Genomic DNA, 24027 nt, shown 5'->3' on the forward strand with positions numbered 1-24027 from the left:
CACATCTGCACGGGGGCCGGCATTCAGGGCACAACTGATCTCTCGGCGAATTGGGGCGCTTTCGATGTCATCAACGCTCGTCCGTAACCAGCGGCACGCAGCAACGGCTCCTTCTGCGGAAGCGATTTCGCGGGCCCGCGACTGGACCGAGATCCAGGAACGGATGCTCGTACCGCTCTACGAAGCGGTCTACAAACGACTGGACGTGGGCAGCGGTACTCAGCTGCTGGGCATCGGCTGCGGCTCGGGCCTGGCCCTGCTGATGGCAGCGGGCCGGGGCGCCGGCGTCACCGGCGTGGACAGGCACGCGGAGCGGATCGCGCTGGCCCGTGAGCGACTGCTTCCCGACGAGACGCAGCACCGGACCCCGGCAGGCGCCCGGAAAGGACGGACGCGCCTGGTGCTCGGCGGTCCCGCCGACGCCGCGGACTCCACGGTCCCGCGGTACAACCTGCTCACCGCGTTCGAACCGATCGGCTGTGTGGCGGGAGACGCCGACGGCCTGCCGACTGCCATCGAGGACGCCCTGCCGTTCACCGAGCGCGGCAGCGCCGTGGTGCTGACCGGCTGGGGGCCGCCGGAGCGCTGCGCGACGTCTGCGGTGCTGCGGGTCGCCACCCGATTGGCCGATGGGCCACGACAGCCGCTGAGGGACGACCTCGAGGAGATCGCGGCGCAGTCGGGACTGCGGCTCGACGGTTCGGGGCGGGTTGCGTGCCCGTTCGGCTACGCGGACGTCAGGAGCGCCGTACGCGGGCTGCTGTCGACGGGCCTGTTCGACGGGGCGATACAGGCGACGGACCGCTCCCAGGTCGAGAAGGAGGTCGCCGAGGCGCTCCATTCCCATCTGCGCCGCGACGGCACGGTCTGGATGCCGAACATCTTCCGCTATGTCGTGGCCCGCACCCCGTAGGAACGGATGAAGAACGGCCCACGCCCCGAAAAGGGGCGTGGGCCGTTGTGCGCGACGGGTACGCGCGGCGGGCTGGATCAGCCCATGAACTTCTTGAACTCGTCGGGCAGCTCGAAGTTCTGGTCGTCCTGACCGGCCGGCAGACCGGGCGTACCACCCTGCTCGCGGCGAAGGGCCGCGGCCTGCTCGTCGGCCTTGCGCTTCATCGGGTTGCCGCTCTTGCGCTTGCCCTTGGCCTGCTTCTGCTGCTTCTTCTGCCGGCCGGGGCCGCCACCCATGCCCGGCATCCCCGGCATCCCCGGCATTCCGCCGCCCTGGGCCATGCGCGACATCATTTTGCGGGCTTCGAAGAACCTCTCCACAAGGCTCTTCACCGCGCTGACCTCGACACCGGAGCCCTTTGCCACACGGGCACGGCGGGAGCCGTTGATGATCGTCGGATCCTGGCGCTCGGCCGGGGTCATCGACTTGATGATCGCGGCGGTGCGGTCCACGTCGCGCTCGTCGATGCTGTTGATCTGTTCCTTCATCTGCCCCATGCCGGGCAGCATGCCGAGCAGCTTGGAGATGCTGCCCATCTTCCTGACCTGCTCCATCTGAGCCAGGAAGTCGTCGAGCGTGAAGTCCTTGCCCTTGCTGCTGGCCAGCTTGGAGGCCATCTGCTCGGCCTCGGCCTGGCTGAAGGTCTGCTCGGCCTTCTCGATCAAGCTGAGCATGTCGCCCATGCCGAGAATGCGGGACGCCATACGGTCCGGGTGGAACGTGTCGAACTCGTCCAGCTTCTCGCCGTTGGACGCGAACATGATCTGGCGCCCGGTGACATGGGCGATCGAGAGGGCGGCGCCGCCGCGAGCGTCGCCGTCGAGCTTCGAGAGCACAACACCGTCAAAGCCGACACCGTCGCGGAAGGCCTCAGCGGTGTTGACCGCGTCCTGTCCGATCATCGCGTCGACGACGAACAGGACCTCGTCGGGGCTGACGGCATCGCGGATGTCCGCAGCCTGCTGCATCAGTTCCTGGTCGATGCCGAGGCGGCCCGCGGTGTCCACGACGACCACGTCGTACTGCTTGGACTTGGCGAACTCGATGGAGTCCTGGGCGACCTTGACGGGGTCCCCGACTCCATTACCCGGTTCGGGGGCGAAGACGGCGACGCCCGCACGCTCGGCGACGACGCTCAACTGGTTGACGGCGTTGGGACGCTGCAGGTCGCACGCCACAAGCAGGGGAGCATGTCCCTGACCCTTGAGCCAGAGACCCAGCTTTCCGGCGAGTGTCGTCTTGCCCGCGCCCTGCAGACCCGCGAGCATGATCACGGTCGGCGGCTGCTTGGCGAAGCGGAGCCGGCGGGTCTCGCCGCCGAGGATGCCGATGAGCTCCTCGTTGACGATCTTGATGACCTGCTGGGCGGGATTCAGCGCCTGGGAGACCTCGGCGCCGGCCGCGCGCTCCTTGACCTGCTTGATGAAGGCGCGGACGACGGGCAGCGCCACGTCCGCTTCGAGCAGCGCGATGCGGATCTCGCGTGCTGTGGCGTCGATGTCCGCCTCGGACAGGCGGCCCTTGCCCCGGAGGTTCTTGAATGTCGCGGCAAGGCGGTCGGAGAGGGTGTCGAACACGGTGGTCGCGGATCCTCGGGTCGGGGGAAGGGTGACGGTTGTACCCCAGGGTATCCGCCCTCCGCGGATGGAATGCCTGCGGCGGGCCTTTTCCCTGCCCGCCGGGGAAAAGGCCCGCCGGGGAAAGGCCCGTTGCGGGCTTCACCCCCGCAGGGCCGTCTCGAGTCCACGGGTCAGTTCCACCGCCGCCTGCTCCGAGAGCGGCTTCCCCTCCGCGCCCGTCACATAGAACGCGTCAACGGCATTGGCGCCCAGCGTCGAGACGTGCGCACTGCGTACCCGGACGGCCGCTGTCTCCAGCGCACGTCCGATCCGGTGCAGCAGGCCCGGCGCATCCTGGGCCCTGACCTCGATCACCGTGGCCAGCCGGGAGCCCGTCGAGGCCAGCCTGACCTGCGGCGGAGGCGCCTTGATGCCCCGGCGCCGCGGGTACGCCGCCTCCCGTTCGGCCAGCTTGCCCCGGATGTCGAGAGAGCCGTCCAGCGCCCTGACGAGATCCGCCCGCAGCCTGGCCGCCTGCGGCAGTGAGCCGTACTCCGCCGCAACTCGCCAGCTCAGCAGCAGCACGGTCGACTGCCGGCCGAGCCCGGTCGGCAGTTCGACGGCGCGCAGGTCGGCGGCGCGGACCGTGAGCCGGTGCAGAGCCAGCACACCGGCCGCGGCCGGCAGGACACCCGGCTGCTCGGGGAGGGCGATGAGCAGTTCCACGCCCACCGGCTCGGGGCTGCCGTCCTCCCGAGGGGCCTGGGTCTGGGCGTGCAGCGCCAGTACCGGCTCGCCGGTGCGCAGCGCCTCCATCGCCAGCCGTTCCTGTTCCGCGCCCGGCCGGTCCTGGTCCTCGGGGTCGGGTTCTGCGGGGACGTCGCCGATCAGTACCGCGGTCACCCGCTCGACCAGATCGTCCACCAGGGACCCCCGCCACGACGACCATGCCGCAGGGCCGGTGGCCAGCGCGTCGGCCTCGGTGAGCGCGTGCAGCAGCTCCAGGGTGGAGACCGCCCCCACCGCGTCCGCCACCGACCGCACCGTGGCGGGGTCGTCCAGATCACGCCTGGTCGCGGTCTCGACCAGCAGCAAGTGGTAGCGCACCAGTGTGGCCAGCACCTCCGCGTCCGTACGGTCGAAGCCGATGCGCGTGGCCACGTCCCGGGCGATGACCTCGCCTGCTGCCGAGTGGTCGCCCGGCCAGCCCTTGCCGATGTCGTGCAGCAGAGCAGCGACGAGCAGCAGGTCGGGGCGGCCCACCCGGCGGGTCAGCGAAGAGGCCCGGACCGCCGCCTCGACGAGATGGCGGTCCACGGTCCAGGTGTGCACGGGATTGCGCTGCGGCCTGCAGCGCACCCGCTCCCAGTCGGGCAGCAACCGGGTGATCAGTCCCTCCGCCTCCAGTGCCTCCCACACAGGCACCGTCGACTCCCCCGCACCGAGCAGGGTGACGAGCTGCTCACGCGCCTCGGCCGGCCAGGGCACCGGCAGCGGGCCGGCGGTGCCGGCCAGGCGGCGTACGGCATGCAGCGAGATGGGCAGCCCGGCCTGGGCCGCCGCCGCGGCGGCACGCAGCGGGAGGACCGGATCGCGCTCCGGCCTGGCAGTGCGGGCGAGGACCACCTCGCCCTCCAGCTCGACGACCCCCTCGGCGAGGGGGGTCCGCTGGGGCACCGGAGGCTTGCCGCCCAGCATGGTCCGCAGCCGAGGCCTGGCCGCTCGTGAGCGCAGCACCCGGTTCACCTCACGCCAGGTGACATCGCTCGCGTAGGAAACGGTGCGGGCGGCCTCGTACACCTCGCGCAGCAGCACATCGGCGTCCAGGAGACCGAGTTCCGCGGCCACCTGATCCTGCTCCTGGAGGGCCAGCCGGTCGGTCGCGCGGCCGGTCACCAGTTGCAGTGCGTCCCGGGCATCGAGGAGGCGCCGGCGTGCGTCGTCGAGTCCCGCGCGGGGGGCGTCGGCGAGCCAGGAGGCCGCCACCGCCCGCAGTGCGGTGGCGTCACGCAGCCCGCCCCTCGCTTCCTTGAGGTCGGGTTCGAGCAGGAACTGCAGCTCGCCCTGGCGCTCGGCTCGCTCCTGGCACAGTTCGTACAGCTCGGGAAGCCGCTTGAGTGCCTGGTTGCGCCAGTCGGCGAGCATCGTCGTACGCAGTCCGGCCGCGAGCTGGATATCGCCCGCGACGTGCCGGGCGTCGAGCAGCCCGAGATGCACCTTCAGGTCGTCGCCCGCGGTCTTGCGCGCCTCTCCAGGGGTACGTACGGAGTGGTCCAGGGCGAGCCCCAGATCCCACACCGGGTACCAGATCCGGTCGGCCAGCGCGGCGATGGCGCTCGCGTCGGACTTCCCGTCGTGCAGCAGCAGCAGGTCCAGATCGCTGCGTGGCGACAGCTCGGCACGGCCGTAGCCGCCGACCGCCACCAGCGCAGCGCCCCGCACCCCCGCCGCCTCGGCGGCCGAAGTGAAGAGCGCCTGGACCCAGGCGTCCGTGAGCCCGGCGAGCGCGGAGCGGCGCGGCGGCCCGGGCTGCGCCTTCTCCTGGAGGAGGCGCAGCCGGGCCGCCGGGTAGCCGCTGGGCCCCGAATCGTTCGGCTGTTCGTTGATCCTGTCGGCACTCGTCACCCAGCAGCTCCCGTCTCCAGCTCGTTCAGAGCGCGTCAGGACCGCGTTCGCCGGTCCTGACCCGGATCGCGGTTTCGACCGGGATGCTCCACACCTTGCCGTCACCGATCTTGCCGGTCCTGGCGGCCTTCACCACGACTTCGAGGAGCTGTTCGGCATCCGCGTCGTCGGCAAGGACCTCTATACGGATCTTCGGTACCAGGTCCACGGTGTACTCGGCTCCACGGTAGACCTCGGTGTGGCCGCGCTGGCGGCCGTATCCGCTGGCCTCGGTGACCGTGAGTCCCTGGACCCCGAAGGCCTGCAGGGCCTCCTTGATCTCGTCGAGCCGGTGGGGCTTCACGACTGCGGTGATGAGCTTCATGCGTCCACCCTCTTGTTCTGGGTTCCGGCCGCAGGGCCGGGTGCGGGGCCTGCCGTGCGGGAGACGCTGCCGCCGCCCGCTCCGCTGAAGTCGTACGCGGTCTCGGCGTGCTCTTCCTGGTCGATGCCCGCGACCTCGACGTCCTCGCTCACCCGCATCCCGATCGCCTTGTCGATCAGGAAGGCCAGTACCGCGGAGACGACCAGGGAGTATCCGAGGACCGAGAAGACCCCGATCGCCTGGATGCCGAGCTGGTGGAAGCCGCCGCCGTAGAAGACGCCCGCCACATCGGACTGCACACCACCGGTGGCGAAGAAGCCGATGAGGAGCGAGCCGACGACTCCTCCGACCATGTGGACACCGACGACATCGAGCGAGTCGTCGAATCCGAAGCGGTACTTGAGGCCCACGGCCATGGCGCACAGCACACCGGCGATCGCGCCGACCGCGATCGCGCCCAGCGGGCTGACCGCACCGCCTGAGGGGGTGATGGCGACCAGGCCGGCGACCGCGCCGGATGCCGCACCGAGTGTGGTGAAGGAGCCGTGCCGGAACTTCTCGTAGGCCAGCCAGGCAAGCATCGCGGCAGCGGTGGCCACCTGGGTGTTGACGAACATCACCGCGCCCACACCGTCGTCGTTGCCCAGCCAGGATCCGGCGTTGAAGCCGAACCAGCCGAACCAGAGGAGGGCCGCGCCGAGCATCACCAACGGGAGGCTGTGCGGGCGCATCGGGTCCTTCTTGAAGCCGACGCGCTTGCCGATGACCAGGATCACGCCGAGCGCCGCGGCTCCGGCGTTGATGTGCACGGCGGTACCGCCGGCGAAGTCGATGACGCCCTTCTTGAAGAGCCATCCGTCCGAGGCCCAGACCCAGTGCGCGACCGGGAAGTAGACGACCGTCACCCACAGTGCGATGAACAGCGCCCACGCCGTGAACTTCACACGGTCGGCCAGCGCGCCGCTGATCAGCGCAGGAGTGATGATCGCGAACATCAGCTGGAAGACGGCGAAGACATAGACCGGGATGGTGTAGCCGGGCCACAGCTCGGTCAGTCCGATACCGCTCAGCCCGAGATAGTCCTTGGACCACCCGAAGAATCCGTTGCTCGCGCCGAAGGCCAGACTGAATCCGTAGAGCACCCAGAGGATCGTGACGATCCCGAGGCTGATGAAACTCATCATCAGCATGTTCAGGGTGGACTTGACCCGGACCATGCCTCCGTAGAAGAAGGCCAGGCCCGGTGTCATGATCATCACCAGGGCGGAGCAGATGAGCATGAACCCGGTGTTCGCGGAAGACAGCTTCGGGGCGTCTGCAGCAAGGGTCATGATGCCTGGGGGCATCGGCGTCTCCTCGTCGTCGGTGCGGCCGCGTGCGGGCGGGAGCTGCGGAAAAGTACGGGCCGGTTATGCGCCATGAGATTGGCGCAGCGCGGTTTCCGCCGATGCTGCACGATGTTTCGCCGCCGTGACGAAGGAGCGGGGCGTGTTACGCCCGGATGAATTGCGTGTTCGGCCCAGTGGCCGGACGGCGCCCCGGGCACATCACAAACCGGCCACGACGGCCACCCGGTTGACCTGGCGCGGGGGAGCCGAGTCGGGCATCACGGGGTGCGCCGTCGTGACCGGGGTTCTGTATGCCGCTCAGACCGCTTCCAGGGTCTCCGGCAGCTGCTCGGCGAGACGCTCGGTGAGGTCGACGATCGCGGGGACTCCGGAGAAGTCCCTGACCGCGGTGTCCACGGTCTTGCGCAGCCTGGTGTTGACGCGCTCGGAGCGCACCCGCTTGGCGATGGTCAGCGCCTGCGTCGCGAAGAGAGCGGACTGTTCGGGCTCCCTCTTCAGCAGGTGGACCGTGGCCATGCCGACCAGGTTGAGAGCGTACGAACGCTGGTGTTCCTCGTCCTTGCCGAAGAGGGCGACAGCGTCCTCCATCACCGGCTCGGCGAGCGAGGCGTACGTGGGGCTGCGACCCGCGACGTAGGCGAGGTCGCGGAATGAGTGGCCGTTCTCGCCGTTCAGCTCGGCCTCGGAGAAGAAGCGGATCCAGTCGGGTTCCGGCTCGCCGTCCAGACCGGCGTCGGAGAAGGTGTCCTCGGCCATCCGCACGGCCCGTTTGCACTTGCTCGGCTGGCCCATGTTCGCGTAGGCGCGCGCCTCCATCGCATACAGCATCGCCTGGGTGCGCGGGGTGGCGCACTCCCGGCTTCCGTACTGAGCGAGGTGGACGAGTTCCAGTGCGTCCTCGGGGCGGCCGAGGTGGATCATCTGACGGCTCATGGACGAGAGGATGTACGAGCCGAGCGGCTTGTCCCCGGCCTCCTTCGAGGCGTGCAGGGCGAGCACGAAGTACTTCTGCGCGGTGGGCTGGAGCCCCACGTCGTAGCTCATCCAGCCGGCCAGCTCCGCCAGTTCGGCCGCGCTGCGGAAGAGCCGCTTGGCGGTGGCTGCCGGCTGGGGCTCCTGCAGCAGGTCGGTCACCTCATGGAGCTGGCCGACCACCGCCTTGCGGCGCAGGCCCCCACCGCACTGGGCGTCCCACTGCCGGAACATCGCCGTGGTGGACTCGAGCAGTTCGAGCTCGGGCCCCGAGAGCCTCGAAGGGCGCCGGGAGAGGCCCGGAGGCTCCTCGGCCGCCGGTTCGCCCGCCGGGGCCGGCACCAGCCAGCGCTGCATCGGCTCGATGAGGGAGGGCCCCGCGGCCAGCGCCAGCGATGTGCCCAGGAAGCCGCGCCGGGCGAGCATCAGATCGCTGCGGGAGAACTCGCTGAGCAGCGAGACGGTCTGCGGGCCGGCCCACGGCATGTCGACGCCGGACACCGAAGGCGACTGGTGGGCCGCGCGCAGGCCGAGAGCCTCGATGGCGACCACACTGCCGAAGCGCTCGGAGAACAGCTCGGAGAGGATGCGCGGGATCGGCTCCCGTGGCTGTTCGCCGTCCAGCCAGCGCCGGACCCGCGAGGTGTCGGTGCTGATGTGGTGCGCGCCCATCTGCCGCGCCCGGCGGTTCACCTGGCGTGCGAGCTCGCCCTTGGACCAGCCGCTGCGCACGAACCACGAGCCCAACTGCTCGTTCGGGCGCTTTCCGGCGCTCGTGCCGCCGTCGCCATTGCCGCCCACTGGGAACGCCCCCATCCCGCCGATGTTCTGACTACGCCAACCCATATCAGAATGCCGCGAGTTGATGTCCTCTGTCGGGGGCTTGCGCCCCCTCGAACAGAAAACCGGCTTGCCCCCGGCATACTCGCGGCAGCACCCCACCCGAGGGTTCGTGTACAGAACGTAATCCAACGATCACCCGCCCCGCGAGGGCGATCCCGGAAACGCCACCATTCGCCACCCCTTTGAATGAACTCCCGCGCCACAGGGCGCGATTCACTTGACACTCGACGATCGGAGACGGGCGGAGCGATGTGCGCCGGGGCGTGCGAAATTTCGCGCAAGCCCCCGGATGTCACTCCGCACCGCCGGGACCTGTGCGTTTGCGACGCAGAGTGACGGACACACTCCAAGTCGTAACCACCGGCGAGTACGACCCGTTGGAGGGGGCATGGGCTTCACTATCGGCGGCATCCGGGACATTCGCTCCGGCACCCGGCGTCGCGGCCGCACGTCGGAGTGCACGGCGGTGGCCGAGTTCACCGGGCTGTGGGGCTGGGACGTGGTTCCCGGCGCACGGGCCGCGGCAGGCCGCTGTTCCTGCGGCGACGACACGTGCGCGACCCCCGGTGCCCACCCTCTCGGGTTCGCCGCGGAGGTGCCGGCCGGCGCCACTCTCGACGAAGCGGCCAGAGCCTGGTCGCTGACCCCCGGCGCGGCGGTGCTGCTGCCGGTGGGCCGTTCGTTCGACATCTTCGACATCGCGGAGCCCGCGGGCCGCAAGGCTCTGGTGCGGATGGAGCGGATGGGCCTTCCGCTGGGACCGGTGAGCGCCACCCCGGACGGCCGCGCCCAGTTCTTCGTCGCGCCGGGAGCCGCATCCCAGCTCCCCCAACTGCTCTACCGCATGGGCTGGGACGACGCGGATCTCGATCTGCACTGCCTGGGCCCCGGCGACCACATCACCGCGCCGCCGTCGAGCCACGGCGGCCTGGGACCTGCGCGCTGGCTGCGCCCTCCGTCCCTGGAGACGGCGAACGACCTTCCCCAGGCCAAGCTGCTGCTGGGCACCCTGGCGTACATCTGTCATCGCAGCCTCGCCCCGTGAGTCCGCTGAACCGCCCGAGTCCCCTGCGTCCATGAGCCGCCTCGGCGCCGCGGGTCGAGGGCGGCGCGCGGTGTGCGCGGCGCCGGACAGGACAGCCCGGTGCGGTGGTGTCCGCCACCGGCCGTGAAACGGAAGGGACCGGCCACACCTGCACCGTGTGACCGGTCCCTTCCCTGCTCGGAAACCCGACCCGAGCTGCGCCGCGTCCTCGCTAGTCGCCGATCAGCGCGTCCACGAACGCATCGGGTACGAACGGAGCCAGGTCGTCAGGGCCCTCTCCGAGACCCACCAGCTTCACCGGTACACCCAGTTCACGCTGGACGGCGATCACGATGCCGCCCTTGGCCGTGCCGTCCAGCTTGGTCAGCACGATTCCGGTGATCGCCACGACCTCGGCGAACACCCGCGCCTGCACCAGTCCGTTCTGCCCGGTCGTCGCGTCGAGCACGAGCAGCACCTCGTCCAGCGGGCCGTGCTTCTCCACGACCCGCTTGACCTTGCCGAGCTCGTCCATCAGCCCGGTCTTGGTGTGCAGACGCCCCGCGGTGTCGATGAGGACGACGTCCGCGCCCTCCTTGATGCCCTCCTTGACCGAATCGAAGGCGACGGAGGCCGGGTCGCCGCCCTCGGGACCGCGCACCGTACGCGCGCCGACCCGCTCGCCCCAGGTCTGCAGCTGGTCGGCCGCGGCAGCACGGAAGGTGTCGGCGGCACCGAGCACCACGCTCTTGCCGTCGGCGACCAGGACACGGGCGAGCTTGCCCGTTGTGGTGGTCTTGCCGGTGCCGTTGACGCCGACGACCATGACGACACCCGGGGTGTCCGTACCGCTCTCGGTCTTGACCTCACGGTCGAAGCCGGTGCCCAGCAGATTCAGCAGTTCCTCGCGCAGCAGCGTACGAAGCTCCTGAGGCGTACGGGTGCCGAGCACCTTGACCCGCTCGCGCAACCGCTCGACCAGTTCCTGCGTGGGCGCGACACCGACGTCCGCGGTGAGCAGGGTGTCCTCGATCTCCTCCCAGGTGTCCTCGTCGAGATTGTCCCGGGACAGCAGGGTCAGCAGACCCTTGCCGAGGGAGTTCTGGGAGCGGGCGAGCCTGGCACGCAGCCTGACCAGGCGGCCCTCGGTCGGTTCGGGGATCTCGATCTCGGGAGCCACCGGCTCCGCGACGACCGGGTCCTCAACGGCGGTGGGTGCTCCTGCGGCCGCGTCGGCCGGCGGGAGATCCACCTCTTCGATGGTGCGGCGCTTCTCGTCGCGCGGTGGGGCAGCTTCCTCGCCGACCTGGGGCTCGGCGGGAGGAGCGGTGAGGGTCGGCGCACTCGGCGGTGCCGTGGGCAGCTTCTTCTTCTTGCGGCTGCTGACCACGAGCCCGCTGATCGCGCCGAAGGCGACCAGGGCGATGACTACAGCAAGGATCACGATTTCCATAACCCACCCAGTATCAGTCACGGCTCGATCCGGCGAGCCTTCTCAAGAGATCACATAAGGAATGAACTGCATTATTTGGTCTTTATGGGGTGCCCGTACGAGGATGGCGCTTCCGCGCCGGAAGGCGCCTGTCCCCCGCCGTCTCCATGGAGTCCCGCATGCCCCACGCCACCGATGTCACCGAAGGCACGATGGAGACCCGCGGCCTCGAGCCCGTTCCTGACCATGAGCGCACGGGTCGTGTCCGCGACCTCTTCCCCACCTGGGTCGCGGCGAACATCAGTGTGCTGCTGCTCACGCTGGGCGCGAGCCTGGTGGTCGCCGACGGTCTGAACTTCTGGCAGGCCCTGATCGCCGCTGTGACCGCACCTGTGATCGGCTTCGGTCTGGTCGGCTTCATCGGCATCGCCGGCAAACGCGGCGGAGCCCCCGGCATGGCCCTCTCCCGTGCGGTCTTCGGCCAGCGCGGCAATCTGCTGCCCGGCGCGCTGATCTGGGTAGCGCGCTGGGGCTGGGAAACGATCAACGCGGTCACCGGCGCCTACGCCATGCTGACCGTGCTCGACATCTGCTTCGGTATCGGCAGCAGCACGCCACTGATCGTGGCCACGCTGCTGGTCTTCGTGGCCGGCACCTTTCTGATCTCGGGGCTGGGCATCAACGCCGTACAGCTGTGCAACAAGTGGGCGGCGTATCTCTTCGCGGTCTTCTCGGTGCTCGTCCTGGTCCATCTGATCGTGACCACCGACTGGGCCGCCGTATTCGCCCGGCCGGCGGGCTCCACCGCATCACTGGTCGCCGGCATCGGGCTGATCGCCGCAGGCGGTCTCAGCTGGGCGCCCGCCGCACCGGACTTCGCGCGCTACCTGCCCCGCGGCTCGTCCAGCCGGGGCCTGGTGGCGAGCACGGTCGGCGGAGCGGGCATCGTCGTCCTGCCGATGGTGCTGATGGGGACGGTGATGGCGGTCTCGACACCGGACCTGGCCGCCGCGGCCGACCCGGTCTCCTTCCTCGGCGCCATCCTGCCGATGTGGCTCGCGGTCCCGTATCTGCTCATCGCGGTGGTCGGTACGCTGCTGATCAACGCCATGTCGATGTACTCGGCCGGCTTCACCGCGCTGACTCTGGGCATCAATGTCCCCCGCGCGTGGGCGGTCTCCGTCAACGCCGTGATCAGTGTGGTCCTCGGGCTGATCCTGATGCTGGCCGCGACCAGCTTCCTCGGGTCGTTCGTGGCGTTTCTCTCGCTGCTCGCGGTGGCGTTCTCCGCCTGGATCGGTGTCTTCGGCGTGGACATGCTGCGGCGGCGCAGCTACGACACGGATGCGCTGATGGACACCACGCGCACCAGCGCCTACTGGTACCGGGGTGGCTTCAGCCCTGCTGCTGTCGGCGCCTGGGCGGCCGCTCTGGCCGCCGGAATGGTGTTCACCCGCGCGGGCACCGCCGACTCCTCGTGGTTCGCCGGTCCGCTGGCGGACACCTGGCCGGGACGCAACGGTCTCGGCTGGGCGGTCAGCGCGCTGGTCGCGGGCTCGCTCTACGCCGCACTCCCCAAACCGGGGTGCGGCGACCGGGATGCGAGCCCCGCACCCGACCACGCATCGGGTGCGCTGCCCGTCCGGTCCTCCGGCGTCCGGCGTCCGGGGCTGTTCCCCGAAGACGCAACACCCCGGCTCAGGGACTGAGCCGGGGTGTCACGCGACACGGAAGAAACGGCAGCGGGGGTCAGCCCATCTCCTCCAGTGCCTTGCCCTTGGTCTCCTTCACGAACTTCAGCACGAACGGAATGGAGAGCGCCGCGAAGACGGTGTAGATCACATAGGTCGCGGAGAGATTCCAGTCGGCCAGGCTCGGGAAGCTGGCCGTGATCGCCCAGTTGGCGATCCACTGGGCCGATGCGGCCACACCCAGCGCGGCGGCGCGGATGTTGTTCGGGAACATCTCGCCGAGGAGAACCCACACGACGACACCCCACGACATCGCGAAGAAGAAGACGAACCAGTGGGCCGCGACGAGCGCGACCCAGCCCTGGGTGGCCGGCAGCTTGCCGTCCACGAGGTCGTAGGAGAAGGCCCATGCCTCCAAGGCGAGGCCGATGACCATTCCGACGGAGCCGATGAGCGCCAGCGGCCGGCGGCCGACCCGGTCGACGAAGATCATCGCGACCACGGTGCCGATGATGTTGATGATCGACGTGGTGAACGAGTAGAGGAACGAGTCCGTCGGGTCGATGCCGACCGACTGCCACAGCGTCGAGGAGTAGTAGAAGGCGACGTTGATGCCGACCAGCTGCTGGAAGGCGGAGAGCCCGATACCGACCCAGACGATCGGCTTGAAGAAGAAGCCGCCGCCGAGCAGATCACCGAACGTCGACTTGTGCTCGCTCTTCATCGCGTGCTCGATCTCGGCGACCCGAGCGTCGAGATCGATGTGCGTGCCCTCCACATCGGCCAGCACCTTCTTGGCCTTGGCGTCCTTGCCCGCATGGATCAGATAGCGCGGGGACTCGGGGATCGCGAAGGAGAGCAGACCGTAGATGACGGCCGGGATGACCATCACACCGAGCATGACCTGCCAGGCTTCGAGGCCCATGACATCACCGCGCTGGTTCCCGTCGGCGATCTGCAGAATGCCGTAGTTGACGAGCTGCGAGAGAGCGATGCCGATGACGATCGCCGCCTGCTGGAAGGAGCCGAGGCGGCCGCGGTAGGCGGGGGGTGAGACCTCGGCGATATAGGCCGGGCCGATGACGGAGGCCATGCCGATGCCGAAGCCGCCGACGATCCGCCAGAAGGCCAGATCCCAGAGGGCGAAGGGCAGCGCGGATCCGACGGCACTGACGGTGAAGAGCACGGCCGCGATCTGCATGCACCGGATACGGCCGATACGGTCCGCGATACGGCCCGCCGTGGCGGCACCGATGGCACAGCCGATCAGGGCGACGGCGATGACCTGGGCGAGAGTTCCCGAACCGATGTCGTAACGGTCCCGGATGGCCTCGACGGCTCCGTTGATCACGGAGCTGTCGTAACCGAAGAGGAAGCCGCCCATCGCAGCCGCGGCCGTGATGAAGATGACATGTGCGAGGTGTTCCGGGGCAGCCGGGCTGCCTCCGGGCGTCGGTGCCTGCGCAGTGCTGCTCACGTGAACTCCTGGGGCCCGTTGCTAGGACGGGCATGGGGGGACGAGCCCTTCAAGTGGCGCATACGTTCTCGCCAGCCACCACTTGAAGGTAAAGACAACGTTGCAGAGACTATGCCTTCATGTTTCGAAGTCAATACCCGCCCTTCCATGACCTCGACCTGCAAGCATGGATGAGTTGTGTTCAAGTCTTGAAGATTTTTCAACGGAGCCGTTGACTGATGACCTTGGAGACGCCGTCGCCCTGCATGGAGACGCCGTACAGCGCGTCGGCGACCTCCATGGTCCGTTTCTGATGCGTGATCACGATCAGCTGCGAACTCTCCTGGAGCTCCTCCATGATCCTGATCAGGCGCTGCAGATTGGTGTCGTCCAGTGCGGCCTCGACCTCGTCCATCACATAGAACGGGCTCGGTCGGGCCTTGAAGATCGACACCAGCAGGGCCACCGCGGTAAGCGACCGCTCCCCGCCGGACAGCAGCGACAGGCGCTTGACCTTCTTGCCCGGGGGCCGTGCCTCGACGTCCACACCGGTGGTGAGCATGTTGTCGGGGTCGGTCAGGATCAGCCGCCCGTCACCCCCGGGGAAGAGCCGCGCGAAGACTCCTTCGAACTCCCGCGCGGTGTCCCGGTATGCCTCGGTGAAGACCTGTTCGACACGCTCGTCGACCTCCTTCACCACCTGCAGGAGATCGGCCCTCGTCTTCTTCAGGTCTTCAAGCTGCTCGGAAAGGAACTTGTGCCGTTCCTCGAGCGCCGAGAACTCCTCGAGAGCGAGCGGATTCACCTTCCCGAGTTGCTGGTACGCCCGTTCGGCCGACTTCAGCCGCTTCTCCTGTTCGGCCCTGACGAACGGCACCGGCTGGTTCCTCGGATGCTGCGGATCATCGGGCAGCTCCTCTCCCTCCGCCGGAAGAGAAGGCGGTACCAACTGGCCCGGGCCGTAGTCGGCGATCAGTCCAGCGGGTTCCACGCCCAGTTCCTCCAGCGCCCTGTCCTCGAGCTGCTCGATACGCAGCCGCTTCTCAGCACCTAGTACCTCGCCCCGGTGAACTGAATCAGTGAGCTTGTCGAGTTCTCCCTTGAGATCGCGGCCCCGGCTCCGCTCGGCCACCAGTTCCTGCTCGCGCTCCGCCTTGGCGGCCTCGGCCGCCGCCCGCTCCTGCTCGGCACGCACCAGCGAGATCTCGACATGGGCGAGCAGTTGCCGGGCGCCGTCCGCCACCGCTGCCGCCACCGCGGCCTCGTGGCGCAGCCGGGCGCGGCGCTGTGCTGCACGTGCCCGCGCCTCGCGCTCGGCGCGCGCCCCGCGGTCCAGCGCTTCGGCCCGACCGGCGAGCCCCTTGACCCGCTCCTCGTGCGTGCGGGCCTGGAGCCTGGCTTCCATCTCGGTCTGCCGGGCGTTGGCGCCGTCGGCCGCCAGCCTGTCCCGCACGGAGGTGTCCGGCTCCTCGTCGACCGGTGCCTCCTCGGCCACCAGGAGCCGCTCGGCCAGTTCCTCGGCCTCTTCGGTCGCGCGCTCCAGTGCCGCCTGGGCCTTGGCCGCGGCGGCCGCCGACCTCTCGGCCTCGCCTGCGGCGCCCCGCGCCTGGCCGGACAACCGGCCGAGCTGCTGGGCGACGCCGGACTTCTCCCGGTCGGCTGCCGCCCGCCGCTCCCCGAACTCTTCGACGGCAGCGGCGCACCCGGTGCGCCGCTCCCCCGCGGCGCGCTGCGCCTCGGCCAGCTCCTCGCACCGTACGGCCAGCCCTGTCAGCTCGGCGGCCGCCTCGTCCACCGATGCCTGCACCTCGAGGAGGCTCGGTGCTCCAGCCGAACCGCCGTGCGCGAAATGCGCCCCGAGAACGTCTCCTTCGGCCGTGACGGCGGTGAGCCCCGGATGAACAGCGATCAGCTCCTCGGCGTCCTCCAGTGTCCCGACGACGGCGATGTTCCTCAGCAGTCTGCGCACCCCGGGCAGCAACTCTTCCGGTCCGCCCACCAGATCGACCGCGAGCGTCGGCACCGGCGCCACGGCCGTCCGCTGCGGGGGCCGCTCGGCGCGGGCTTCGTGGCGGCTCGCCGCGATGTGTTCCGTACGGTCCGGCGCCCCGCTCCAGGTATCGCGCGTGACGTCGGCGGATCCACCGGCCGACTGTCCGGGAACCGGCGCATGTGCCGCACTTCCGGGCATCGTGGCCGCCGGCGGCGTGGCCTGGCCGGGGATCGCGTCCGGTACCTGCACTCCACCGGACGGCTCCCGCTCGGCCGGCGCACCTCGGTCGCCGGACGTCCGGCCCGCTCGGCCGCTTCCGCTCCCGGCGGTGTCGCCGGAGCCCGTGCCGGGCAGCAGCGTCGCACGCCCCGCATCCTGTTTGCGCAGCAGCCGGATAGCGTTCGCGGCAGTGGCGGTGTCGGTCACCGCGATCGCGTCGGCCGCCGCTCCCAGGGCAGCCGCCACCGGGACCTCGTACCCCGGGGCTACCGTCAGCAGCCCGGCGGCCGGACCCAGCAGACCCGTCAGCCGGTCCTTCGCACCGAGCAGCGCCCCCGTGCCGTCCTTACGGCGCAGACCGAGCGCCAGCGCCTCGTGCCGCGCCGAAAGCGCCGCCCGCCGGCGCTCCGCAGTGGTCGCGGCCTCCCGCACCGCGGTGAGCTCCGCCTCGGCGTCCGCCAGCGCGGACTTCGCGGCGTCGTGCTGTCCGGCCAGCTCCTGGTGGCCGGCGTCGAGGCCGTCCACCTCGGCCTTGAGCTGCTCGTACTCCTCCTGGGCCGCGACCGCCCGCTGCTGAGCTCCGTCCCGGGCCTCGGCGAGCCGGTCGATCTCGGCCTGTGCGGAACCGGCCCGGCTGCGGGCCGCGTTGACCTGGCCGTTCAACCGGGCGAGGCCCTCTCTGCGGTCGGCGATGGCCCTGGCCGCGTCCTTGAGGCTGCGCTCCTCGGCCGCCAGCTCACGCTCCAGTTCGGCGCGGTGGGCCGCGGTGTCCTCCAGGGCCCGCTCCGCGGACTCGAGGGCGGCTTCGAGCTCCGCCTCCTGTTCGCGGATCCTGGCCGCCTCGCGCTCCATGTCCTCGGGGTCACGGCCCCGGCGCTCGTCGTCGGGCGCCGCGTTCGCGCTCTTCACCCGCGCGTCGGCGAGAGATACGGTCCCGCGCACCCGCTCGGCGAGCTGTGACAGCTCGTACCAGGTCTGCTGTGCGCGCTGCAGACGGGGCGCCAGCCGGCGCACCTCGTCCTCGAGTTCGGCCTCCCGGGCGAGGGTCGCCTTGAGCGCGGCCTCGGCGGTCTCCTTGCGCTGTTTGAGTGCGGCCTCGTCGGCGACCTCGGTCCGCAGCGCCTCGCGCAGGGTCACCAGATCGTCGGCGAGCAGGCGGAGCCTGGCATCGCGCAGGTCCGCCTGGATGACGGCGGCGCGCCGTGCAACGGCTGCCTGCCGCCCCAAGGGCTTGAGCTGACGGCGCAGTTCGTCGGTCAGATCCTGTACGCGGGCGAGATTGGCCTGCATGGCGTCCAGCTTCCGCAGCGCCTTCTCTTTCCGCTTGCGGTGCTTGAGTACGCCCGCCGCTTCCTCGATGAAGGCCCGCCGCCCCATCGGATCGGCGTGGAGTACCGAGTCGAGCTGCCCCTGCCCGACGATGACGTGCATCTCGCGCCCGATGCCGGAGTCCGACAGCAATTCCTGGATGTCCAGCAGCCGGCAGGTGTCGCCATTGATCTGGTACTCGCTGCCGCCATTTCGGAACATGATCCGGGTGATGGTGACTTCGGCGTACTCGATGGGAAGCGCACCATCGGAGTTGTCGATCGTGAGGGAGACCTCGGCGCGGCCGAGCGGCGGACGCCCGGTGGTGCCGGCGAAGATGACGTCTTCCATCTTGCCGCCGCGCAGTGTTTTCGCGCCCTGTTCTCCCATGACCCAGGAGAGCGCGTCCACCACATTGGATTTGCCGGATCCATTGGGTCCCACGACACAGGTGATTCCGGGCTCGAACCGCAGAGTGGTGGCCGAGGCGAAGGATTTGAACCCGCGGAGGGTCATGGCCTTGAGGTGCACGCCGCCGGACTCTACCTTTCACCGCCGGTTTCGCCCATGAAGGTGCAGGGCACATCAGACGGTAAAGGAAGAGATCCACCGAGGCGGACAGAAAGAAGGGACGCCGAAGCGTCCCTTGCATATCCTTGCGCACTGGATCTCAAGCGGCTGACGGATCAGCCCGACCTTTCCCTTGTGGGGCGAGGGTCAGGTGAGCGCAGGCTCCGCGTGGGGTACGTCCATGTCGATACCGTCGAGCAACGAGTCTCCGTGGTGCTGAACAGCGGCGGCCAGCGCGTCGTTCTCGGACTGAATCCGTACGAGCTCGGATTCGAGATCCTGGACACGCTGCTGAAGCCGTCGCATCTCGGAGAGAAGTCGCGGGTCGGAACCGCCGACGTAACCGAGAAGCGCCTTTGCCATGATGGATGGTCCTCCACACTGAGTGACCGACCGGAGATGTGGTGGTCGTAGGGGGAATCGCACCCGCGGTGCTCGGCAGCCTCTGTCTTACTGCGTTTTCCTACTGCCAAGCAGCTGAGGTGCGCGGGGCTTCCAGAGTCTCACCAAAAAGTTTGACGGTCAACACGATCACACCCCGTATCGGTGGGCAGACCCGGGGGCGCACGGCGGAAGTACCCGCGATGCGACTCTCCTGCGGGGCCCAGGGGGCGTGGAGATCATCACTACTGAGGCAGCCTGGCACGGAGCGCGCTTCTTGGCAACCATCAGGCGTTTTCTGCCTTGCACAGAGGCCCGGGGCCCATCACGGAGTGCTTCCGGGGCCCCTTCTTCACAGCTCTGTCAGCGGATCGCGAAGCTCTGGTAGACGCCGCGCGGAGTGTCCCAGATCTCAGTGACACCGTCGACGCGGCCGGGTGTGTCGGATGACCTGAGCCACTCCAGCAGACGGTGGCAGTTCTCACGCGGCCCTTCGGCGACAACCTGCACCCTGCCGTCCTCCAGATTGAGGGCGAAACCGGTGAGTCCGCCGATCTGCAAGGCATTTGCCCTGGTGAACCAGCGAAAGCCCACGCCCTGCACCTTGCCTCGCACCCAAGCCGTGAGTCGTACATCTTCTTTCATGTGTGCACGCTAACTGGCCAATTGCTTGCGGGACACTTCGCCGTCAGGCGCCATGGGCTACAGTCCCGACCCAATGAGCCTCACCCATTCGGGTGAAAGACGTTTGACGTCGAGAACGAGAAAGGCACCGTACATGGGACGCCATGGTCGCTCCGCCGCCGTACCTGCCGCCGTTGCCCAGGCGGGAGTTCCGGGGCGCAGGCACCGCAGCCGCGCCCGCCGCAAGGGCGTGGCAGCGCCGGTGCGTACCGGACTGCTCGGCGTATCCGCCGCGGTGGCGGTAGGCGCCGTGGCGATGGCCTCGGGGCTGCTGCCCGGCGGGAACACCTACTCGGTCGGCGGTTCCGGCGGCGGCGATCAGGTCCGCGCGGACGGCGTACCGGACCTGCAGACGCAGGGCGGTGCGTCCGTCACACCGACCGCCGGCACCCCTTCGTCACCCGCGAACTCCGCCACGGCGCCGGCCCACGCTCCTTCCACCTCCCCCTCCCCCGGCAGGTCGAACGGCGCGCCGAAGACCGGGCCGAAGAGCTCCGCTCCCACTTCCGACCGGACGAAGGCCCCCGCGAACCGGAGCGAGACCCGCAGCGCGGCTCCCACTCATAGCGCCACAGCCGCCGCCACGCCCGAACGTTCGGCGTCCGCCAGGACAGCTGCGCCCGCGAGCGCCGAGAGCGCAGCTGCGGCAGCGGTGCTGAGCCTGGTCAATCAGCAGCGGGCGACGGCCGGTTGCCAGCCCGTGCAGGCGAAGGCCGATCTCGCCTCGCTGGCCGGAGCGTTCAGCGACGACATGGCCGCTCGCGGCTTCTTCGACCACACCGACCCCGACGGGGACACTCCCTGGGACCGCGCCGACCAGGCAGGTGTGAAGGGTCTGGGCGGCGAGAACATAGCGCGCGGCCAGGCCGACGCGGCGGCCGTGATGGACGCCTGGATGAACAGCCCCGGCCACCGCGCCAACATCCTCAACTGCGACTACAAGACCCTGGGCGTCGGCGTGCACTTCGGATCCGGCGGCCCCTGGTGGACCCAGGACTTCGGCTTTTGAGATAGCCGCAGGTCAGGGGCCTATGAGCCCGTTTGGGCCGTCTCAGGGCCGTCAGCCGCATCCTCTTGGTGCATGAAAACGCGATCCACGGCGGAACGGGTGCGAGTCTCGCTGGCGGGCATCAGGTGCGTGTAGGTCCGCAGCGTGAAGCCGGGGTCATGGTGCCCCAGGTACTCGCTCAGAGCCTTGATGCTCTCGCCCGCGTCGAGCAGCACGGAGGCATAGAAGTGCCTCAGCGCATGCATCCCGTTGTCACGGCCAGCGGGCACCGCAGCGGCCTGCAGAGCGGGCTTCCACTCTCGGTGATTGAAGCGATTCCGGTTCAGGGAGAGACCTTCAGGGCTGTAGAAGATCAGCGTTGCCGTCACGGGTGGACCGTCCAGCGTCTTCCACGGCAAGGTGATCTCTTTCGCTGGATAGCGCGTCAGGTGAGCCGCCAAGGCGAAGGCGACCGACTCAGGCAGCGGCACGTCCCGTTCCTTGCCACCTTTGGGCGGAGCGAAGACCGGGCGATTGTGCAACAACTTGACCTGCCTCACCAGGTGAACGATCCCGCCAAGGAAGTCCACATCCTCGACCGCCAAGCCGAAGATCTCCCCCTGTCGCATGCCGCACCCAGCCGCAGGCTCGACGAGGGCGCGGTAGCGCTCAGGCAGAGCCGCACGCACCGCCATTACGCGATCAGCTGTCCAGGGCTTCACCTTGCGTGGATCGAGTCGGGGAGCCTTGACCGACCGGGCACTACACGGGTTCGCCCTGATGACTCGGTCCTCCACAGCGGCGGTGAACACAGTCGAGACGTGCGCGAAGATCCCACGCCGGTAGGCAGGCGACAGCCCCGAGTCTTCCAGCGTCCGCATCCACATCCGGAGGTGCGTCGGATTGAACGAGCCGATGGGACGCTTTCCCAGGTGCGGGATCACGTGGCGACGAAGCCGCATCTCGACTGACTCCCGCGTGGCGGGGTCGGTGACCTGCGTAGTCATCCACTTCGTTGCGTACTGCTCGAAGGTCACTTTCCCGGCGTCAGGGTCGATGTAGTCGCCGCGCGACATGTCGGCTTCGATGTTCGACAACCACGTCTCTGCCTTGCGCTTCTGCTTGTCGGGAAACGATTGGCTCTTCTCGGTGCCATCAGGGCCGACGTAGCGCGCGCGGTAGCGGAGGCCGACGCCAAAGCGCTCGGTCTTGACCTTGGCTGTCTTGCCGTCAGGTCCGGTGGTGGTCTTGTACCAGCGGTCTTGGACGTGTCCGGCCATCAGGCTGCCTCTTCCATGAGGGTGGCGACCCAGGCGCGTACGTCCTCGGGGTCGAAGCGGAGGTGTCGGCCGACGCGGAAGCCGCGGGGACCGGTGTGCTTGCGCCGCCACTGGTAGACGGTCTCGACCGGGACGCCGAGCAGGTCCGCAAGGTCGATCGGGGTCAGGTAGCGGTTGGGCAGGGTGCGCGCCATGGTCACCACTCCCCGGCGTTGTGGAGGTCGGCGAGGGCTTCGCGTGCGGTGTCGCGGTTGGCTTTGAGATCGCGAGCGATCGAGGCGGCGAGCCAGGACTCGCCAGGGGTGTGGCCTTGTCCGGCGTACTCCCAGTGTGCGATGACCAGGGTGGTGTCTTCGGTGTCGTCGTCCTGGTCGAGGTCGGGCAGGCCCTTGTCCCGGCGTTCTTGTTGTGCGCGCCAGTCGGCCCGTGCGCCGCGCAGGGCTCCGAGGGTGGTCGAGTAGGTGGGGGACTTGGTGGAGAAGTGGCCCCGGAAGCCGAGCATGTGCGACCAGTGCGCGAGGAGCCGTTCCGGGTAGTCGGCGTCCAGCTCCCAGCAGGCTTTGATGAGCCGCTTGGTGTGGTCGGGCATGTCTGGGTGGGAGTCGAGCTCCCGCAGCTCTCCCACCCGCCGGTCAAGGGTGCCGGTCGTCTCGGCTGCCTTGGTGGCGTACTTCGCGACGTAGGCGCCGACGGCTTGCTCGGTGACGTCGTCCTGGTCTTCGAGAGCGCCGATGGGCTGGACATCGATCTGTGTTCCCCACCCGAGAATCCGGGCCGGGAAACGGCCGGCGGAAGCGAGCGGGACTGTGGCCCGTTTCGCGGCGGCGCGGATCGCGTCATCCAGGAGCGCGACCGTGGCCCAGGCCGGGGCTGGGGTGTCGGGGCCGTCCGGTCCGTCGATACGGATGATGGCGTGAAAGTGGACAGCGCCACGCTTCTGGAACTCGGCAACCTTCCCGAACGAGATCCGGGCCGCATCCCGCAGCGCGGCTTGAGTGAGTCCGGCGCGGGCGGCGACTTCCCGTCGAAGGTAGATCGTGAAGCGCTGCCAGAGCTGCCCGGCGTGGTTGTTCCACAGGACCGCGCCCGCGTAGTCGTACCGGTCGGGGTCGAGTGCCGTACCGAGGGCGGGGTCGTTTTCCGGGTGGGTGGTGCCGCAGCGGCAGCGGCCGGTGGTGGGCCGGTTGTGTACCGGGCCGAACGAGGGCGCGGTGAGCGTCGCGAAGACGCGGGGGCGCTCTGCCACCGTGGCCGGGATGCCCTTGCCGCCGACGAGTCCGGCCATGATCAGCTGGTAGGTGTCCCCGGCGTAGGTCCACGCGCAGGAAGGGCAGCGGGAGGCACGGCGGTTGCCGCACGCGATCCGTAACCGGCCGCCCGGCTCACTGCTGGTGGAGTACTCGAAGAACTCCCCGGTACGCGTGTCCACGGTCCGTGAGTGGCCGCTCAGGTGGATCGGGTTGGCGCAGCCACCGGTACGGCGTACCTGCTCCTGCCAGCGCTCGAAGCCGGGGGCCGAGGTGACCCGCAGGGCGTCGGACAGGGTGGTGGGGTCGGTACCCACGGCGGCCGCGACGTCAGTCAGGGCCGCCGTGGCGACGGGGAAGCGGCTCACGCGGCGACCCCCGAGCCCACGGGCTGGGACAGCACCTTGTTGAGGGCGCGGAAGTTGCGCTCCACCTCGTAGGAGGCCTGCATGATCCGGGCGCGGTCGAAGCGGGCGCAGTAGGTGTCCCACACGGCCGGGGTGTCGGTGTTGTTCTCGCAGTGGGCCCAGAACTCCTGAAGCTGTACCGCCTTCTGCGCCACGTGCTCGTACCCGACGAGGTCCAGCCCACGGCCGATGAGGACGATCAACTCGGCGAGCTGGGGCCGGGACTTGGTGGTGTAGTCCGAGCAGTACAGGGCGGTGACCCACTCAATGGTGGACAGCCCAGCCAGGGTGATCGAGGGCAGGACGTTGCCGGTTGCCCAGTCGATCGGGCGCGAGACCGGGCACGGCGTGGTCTCTTCGTCAACCTCGTGCACGAGGACGCCACGGCCGTGGTAGTTGATCCAGCCCCAGCCCTCCACCTCAGCGCCGCACGTCATGCACGGCGACGGGATGACCTCGGCATCGTCCGACCGGGACAGCGGAGCCGACAGAGGCACCGACGCAGTCTCGACAGGCCGGACGAGAGACAGAGCGTGCGAAGGGGTGAGTGTCGCAGGCATCATGGAAGCTCCCTCAGGGGATGGGGAGCGGCGAATCTGCTTGGCGGTGGGTGCGCCGCTCCCGACGTTTTCGTCCTCTGCGTGAGGACTAATACTGCCTCTAGTAGTAGAGGGCGGATC

Annotated in this window: 18 protein-coding genes; 4 read left to right on the forward strand and 14 right to left on the reverse strand. The window is 69.2% G+C overall.

What is annotated here, in order from left to right; all coding sequences use genetic code 11:
* Positions 1–64 precede the first annotated feature (64 nt).
* Complete coding sequence (locus OHS16_RS07745; RefSeq protein ID WP_328536436.1) at positions 65–913, forward strand: SAM-dependent methyltransferase; 849 nt, start codon at positions 65–67, stop codon at positions 911–913.
* A gap of 77 nt (positions 914–990) precedes the next feature.
* Here OHS16_RS07745 and ffh read toward each other — a convergent pair whose 3' ends face one another.
* The 5 genes from ffh to nsdA all read right to left on the reverse strand — a co-directional run bounded on the left by ffh (position 991) and on the right by nsdA (position 8625).
* Complete coding sequence (gene ffh, locus OHS16_RS07750; RefSeq protein ID WP_328536437.1) at positions 991–2532, reverse strand: signal recognition particle protein; 1542 nt, start codon at positions 2530–2532, stop codon at positions 991–993.
* A gap of 141 nt (positions 2533–2673) precedes the next feature.
* Entirely contained in the window at positions 2674–5139 is a 2466-nt protein-coding gene (locus OHS16_RS07755; protein WP_328536438.1) for a [protein-PII] uridylyltransferase, read from the reverse strand.
* A 25-nt stretch (positions 5140–5164) separates the two neighbouring features.
* On the reverse strand, positions 5165–5503 hold the full coding sequence (locus tag OHS16_RS07760) for a P-II family nitrogen regulator (RefSeq protein ID WP_328536439.1): 339 nt from the start codon (positions 5501–5503) through the stop codon (positions 5165–5167).
* A complete protein-coding gene (locus OHS16_RS07765) occupies positions 5500–6849 on the reverse strand; it encodes an ammonium transporter (RefSeq protein WP_328536440.1) in 1350 nt (449 codons plus the stop codon). The genes OHS16_RS07760 and OHS16_RS07765 overlap by 4 nt, the downstream gene beginning before the upstream one ends.
* A 300-nt stretch (positions 6850–7149) precedes the next feature.
* Positions 7150–8625 (reverse strand): transcriptional repressor NsdA, encoded by a 1476-nt coding sequence (nsdA, locus tag OHS16_RS07770; RefSeq protein ID WP_328540752.1) that lies wholly within the window; start codon positions 8623–8625, stop codon positions 7150–7152.
* Positions 8626–9055: 430 nt separating this feature from the next.
* Between nsdA and OHS16_RS07775 the strand changes: the two genes are divergently transcribed.
* Positions 9056–9712: a bifunctional DNA primase/polymerase gene (locus OHS16_RS07775; RefSeq protein ID WP_328536441.1), complete on the forward strand. Its 657-nt coding sequence runs from the start codon at positions 9056–9058 to the stop codon at positions 9710–9712.
* Positions 9713–9923: 211 nt separating this feature from the next.
* On the opposite strand, the gene ftsY is transcribed toward OHS16_RS07775, so the two are convergent.
* On the reverse strand, positions 9924–11144 hold the full coding sequence (ftsY, locus tag OHS16_RS07780; RefSeq protein WP_328536442.1) for a signal recognition particle-docking protein FtsY: 1221 nt from the start codon (positions 11142–11144) through the stop codon (positions 9924–9926).
* A 158-nt stretch (positions 11145–11302) separates the two neighbouring features.
* Between ftsY and OHS16_RS07785 the strand changes: the two genes are divergently transcribed.
* Positions 11303–12832, forward strand: coding sequence for a purine-cytosine permease family protein (locus tag OHS16_RS07785; RefSeq protein ID WP_328536443.1), 1530 nt, complete (start codon positions 11303–11305; stop codon positions 12830–12832).
* A 40-nt stretch (positions 12833–12872) separates the two neighbouring features.
* Here the strand turns inward: OHS16_RS07785 and OHS16_RS07790 are convergent, their stop codons facing one another.
* From OHS16_RS07790 to OHS16_RS07805, 4 genes are all read right to left on the reverse strand, one after another.
* Positions 12873–14291 (reverse strand): sugar porter family MFS transporter, encoded by a 1419-nt coding sequence (locus tag OHS16_RS07790; protein ID WP_328536444.1) that lies wholly within the window; start codon positions 14289–14291, stop codon positions 12873–12875.
* A 199-nt stretch (positions 14292–14490) separates the two neighbouring features.
* On the reverse strand, positions 14491–18321 hold the full coding sequence (locus tag OHS16_RS07795; RefSeq protein WP_328536445.1) for an AAA family ATPase: 3831 nt from the start codon (positions 18319–18321) through the stop codon (positions 14491–14493).
* A 186-nt stretch (positions 18322–18507) separates the two neighbouring features.
* A complete protein-coding gene (locus tag OHS16_RS07800) occupies positions 18508–18723 on the reverse strand; it encodes a hypothetical protein (protein WP_328536446.1) in 216 nt (71 codons plus the stop codon).
* A gap of 381 nt (positions 18724–19104) precedes the next feature.
* Entirely contained in the window at positions 19105–19386 is a 282-nt protein-coding gene (locus OHS16_RS07805; RefSeq protein ID WP_328536447.1) for an acylphosphatase, read from the reverse strand.
* A gap of 133 nt (positions 19387–19519) precedes the next feature.
* Between OHS16_RS07805 and OHS16_RS07810 the strand changes: the two genes are divergently transcribed.
* On the forward strand, positions 19520–20434 hold the full coding sequence (locus OHS16_RS07810; protein ID WP_328536448.1) for a CAP domain-containing protein: 915 nt from the start codon (positions 19520–19522) through the stop codon (positions 20432–20434).
* Between the two features lie 20 nt (positions 20435–20454).
* Here the strand turns inward: OHS16_RS07810 and OHS16_RS07815 are convergent, their stop codons facing one another.
* Genes OHS16_RS07815 through OHS16_RS07830 form a run of 4 tightly spaced genes read right to left on the reverse strand, consistent with a single transcriptional unit; the run spans position 20455 to position 23910 of the window.
* Entirely contained in the window at positions 20455–21693 is a 1239-nt protein-coding gene (locus OHS16_RS07815; protein ID WP_328536449.1) for a tyrosine-type recombinase/integrase, read from the reverse strand.
* Complete coding sequence (locus OHS16_RS07820) at positions 21693–21887, reverse strand: helix-turn-helix transcriptional regulator (RefSeq protein WP_328536450.1); 195 nt, start codon at positions 21885–21887, stop codon at positions 21693–21695. Before OHS16_RS07820 ends, OHS16_RS07815 begins: the two co-directional genes overlap by 1 nt.
* Before the next feature lie 2 nt (positions 21888–21889).
* Positions 21890–23308, reverse strand: coding sequence for a replication initiator protein RepSA (gene repSA, locus OHS16_RS07825; protein WP_443042573.1), 1419 nt, complete (start codon positions 23306–23308; stop codon positions 21890–21892).
* The gene (locus OHS16_RS07830; protein ID WP_328536451.1) at positions 23305–23910 is read right to left on the reverse strand and encodes a hypothetical protein; all 606 of its coding nucleotides are present in this window, start codon (positions 23908–23910) and stop codon (positions 23305–23307) included. Before OHS16_RS07830 ends, repSA begins: the two co-directional genes overlap by 4 nt.
* Positions 23911–24027 lie beyond the last annotated feature (117 nt).

It is taken from the genome of Streptomyces sp. NBC_00344 (assembly GCF_036088315.1).
Lineage (GTDB): Bacteria > Actinomycetota > Actinomycetes > Streptomycetales > Streptomycetaceae > Streptomyces.

Coding starts and splice junctions, on each gene's coding strand:
- OHS16_RS07745 (WP_328536436.1), top strand. CDS start 65: ATGTCATCAACGCTCGTCCGTAACCAGCGGCACGCAGCAACGGCTCCT.
- OHS16_RS07760 (WP_328536439.1), bottom strand. CDS start 5,503: ATGAAGCTCATCACCGCAGTCGTGAAGCCCCACCGGCTCGACGAGATC.
- OHS16_RS07765 (WP_328536440.1), bottom strand. CDS start 6,849: ATGCCCCCAGGCATCATGACCCTTGCTGCAGACGCCCCGAAGCTGTCT.
- OHS16_RS07775 (WP_328536441.1), top strand. CDS start 9,056: ATGGGCTTCACTATCGGCGGCATCCGGGACATTCGCTCCGGCACCCGG.
- ftsY (WP_328536442.1), bottom strand. CDS start 11,144: ATGGAAATCGTGATCCTTGCTGTAGTCATCGCCCTGGTCGCCTTCGGC.
- OHS16_RS07785 (WP_328536443.1), top strand. CDS start 11,303: ATGCCCCACGCCACCGATGTCACCGAAGGCACGATGGAGACCCGCGGC.
- OHS16_RS07800 (WP_328536446.1), bottom strand. CDS start 18,723: ATGGCAAAGGCGCTTCTCGGTTACGTCGGCGGTTCCGACCCGCGACTT.
- OHS16_RS07805 (WP_328536447.1), bottom strand. CDS start 19,386: ATGAAAGAAGATGTACGACTCACGGCTTGGGTGCGAGGCAAGGTGCAG.
- OHS16_RS07810 (WP_328536448.1), top strand. CDS start 19,520: ATGGGACGCCATGGTCGCTCCGCCGCCGTACCTGCCGCCGTTGCCCAG.
- OHS16_RS07815 (WP_328536449.1), bottom strand. CDS start 21,693: ATGGCCGGACACGTCCAAGACCGCTGGTACAAGACCACCACCGGACCT.
- OHS16_RS07820 (WP_328536450.1), bottom strand. CDS start 21,887: ATGGCGCGCACCCTGCCCAACCGCTACCTGACCCCGATCGACCTTGCG.
- OHS16_RS07830 (WP_328536451.1), bottom strand. CDS start 23,910: ATGATGCCTGCGACACTCACCCCTTCGCACGCTCTGTCTCTCGTCCGG.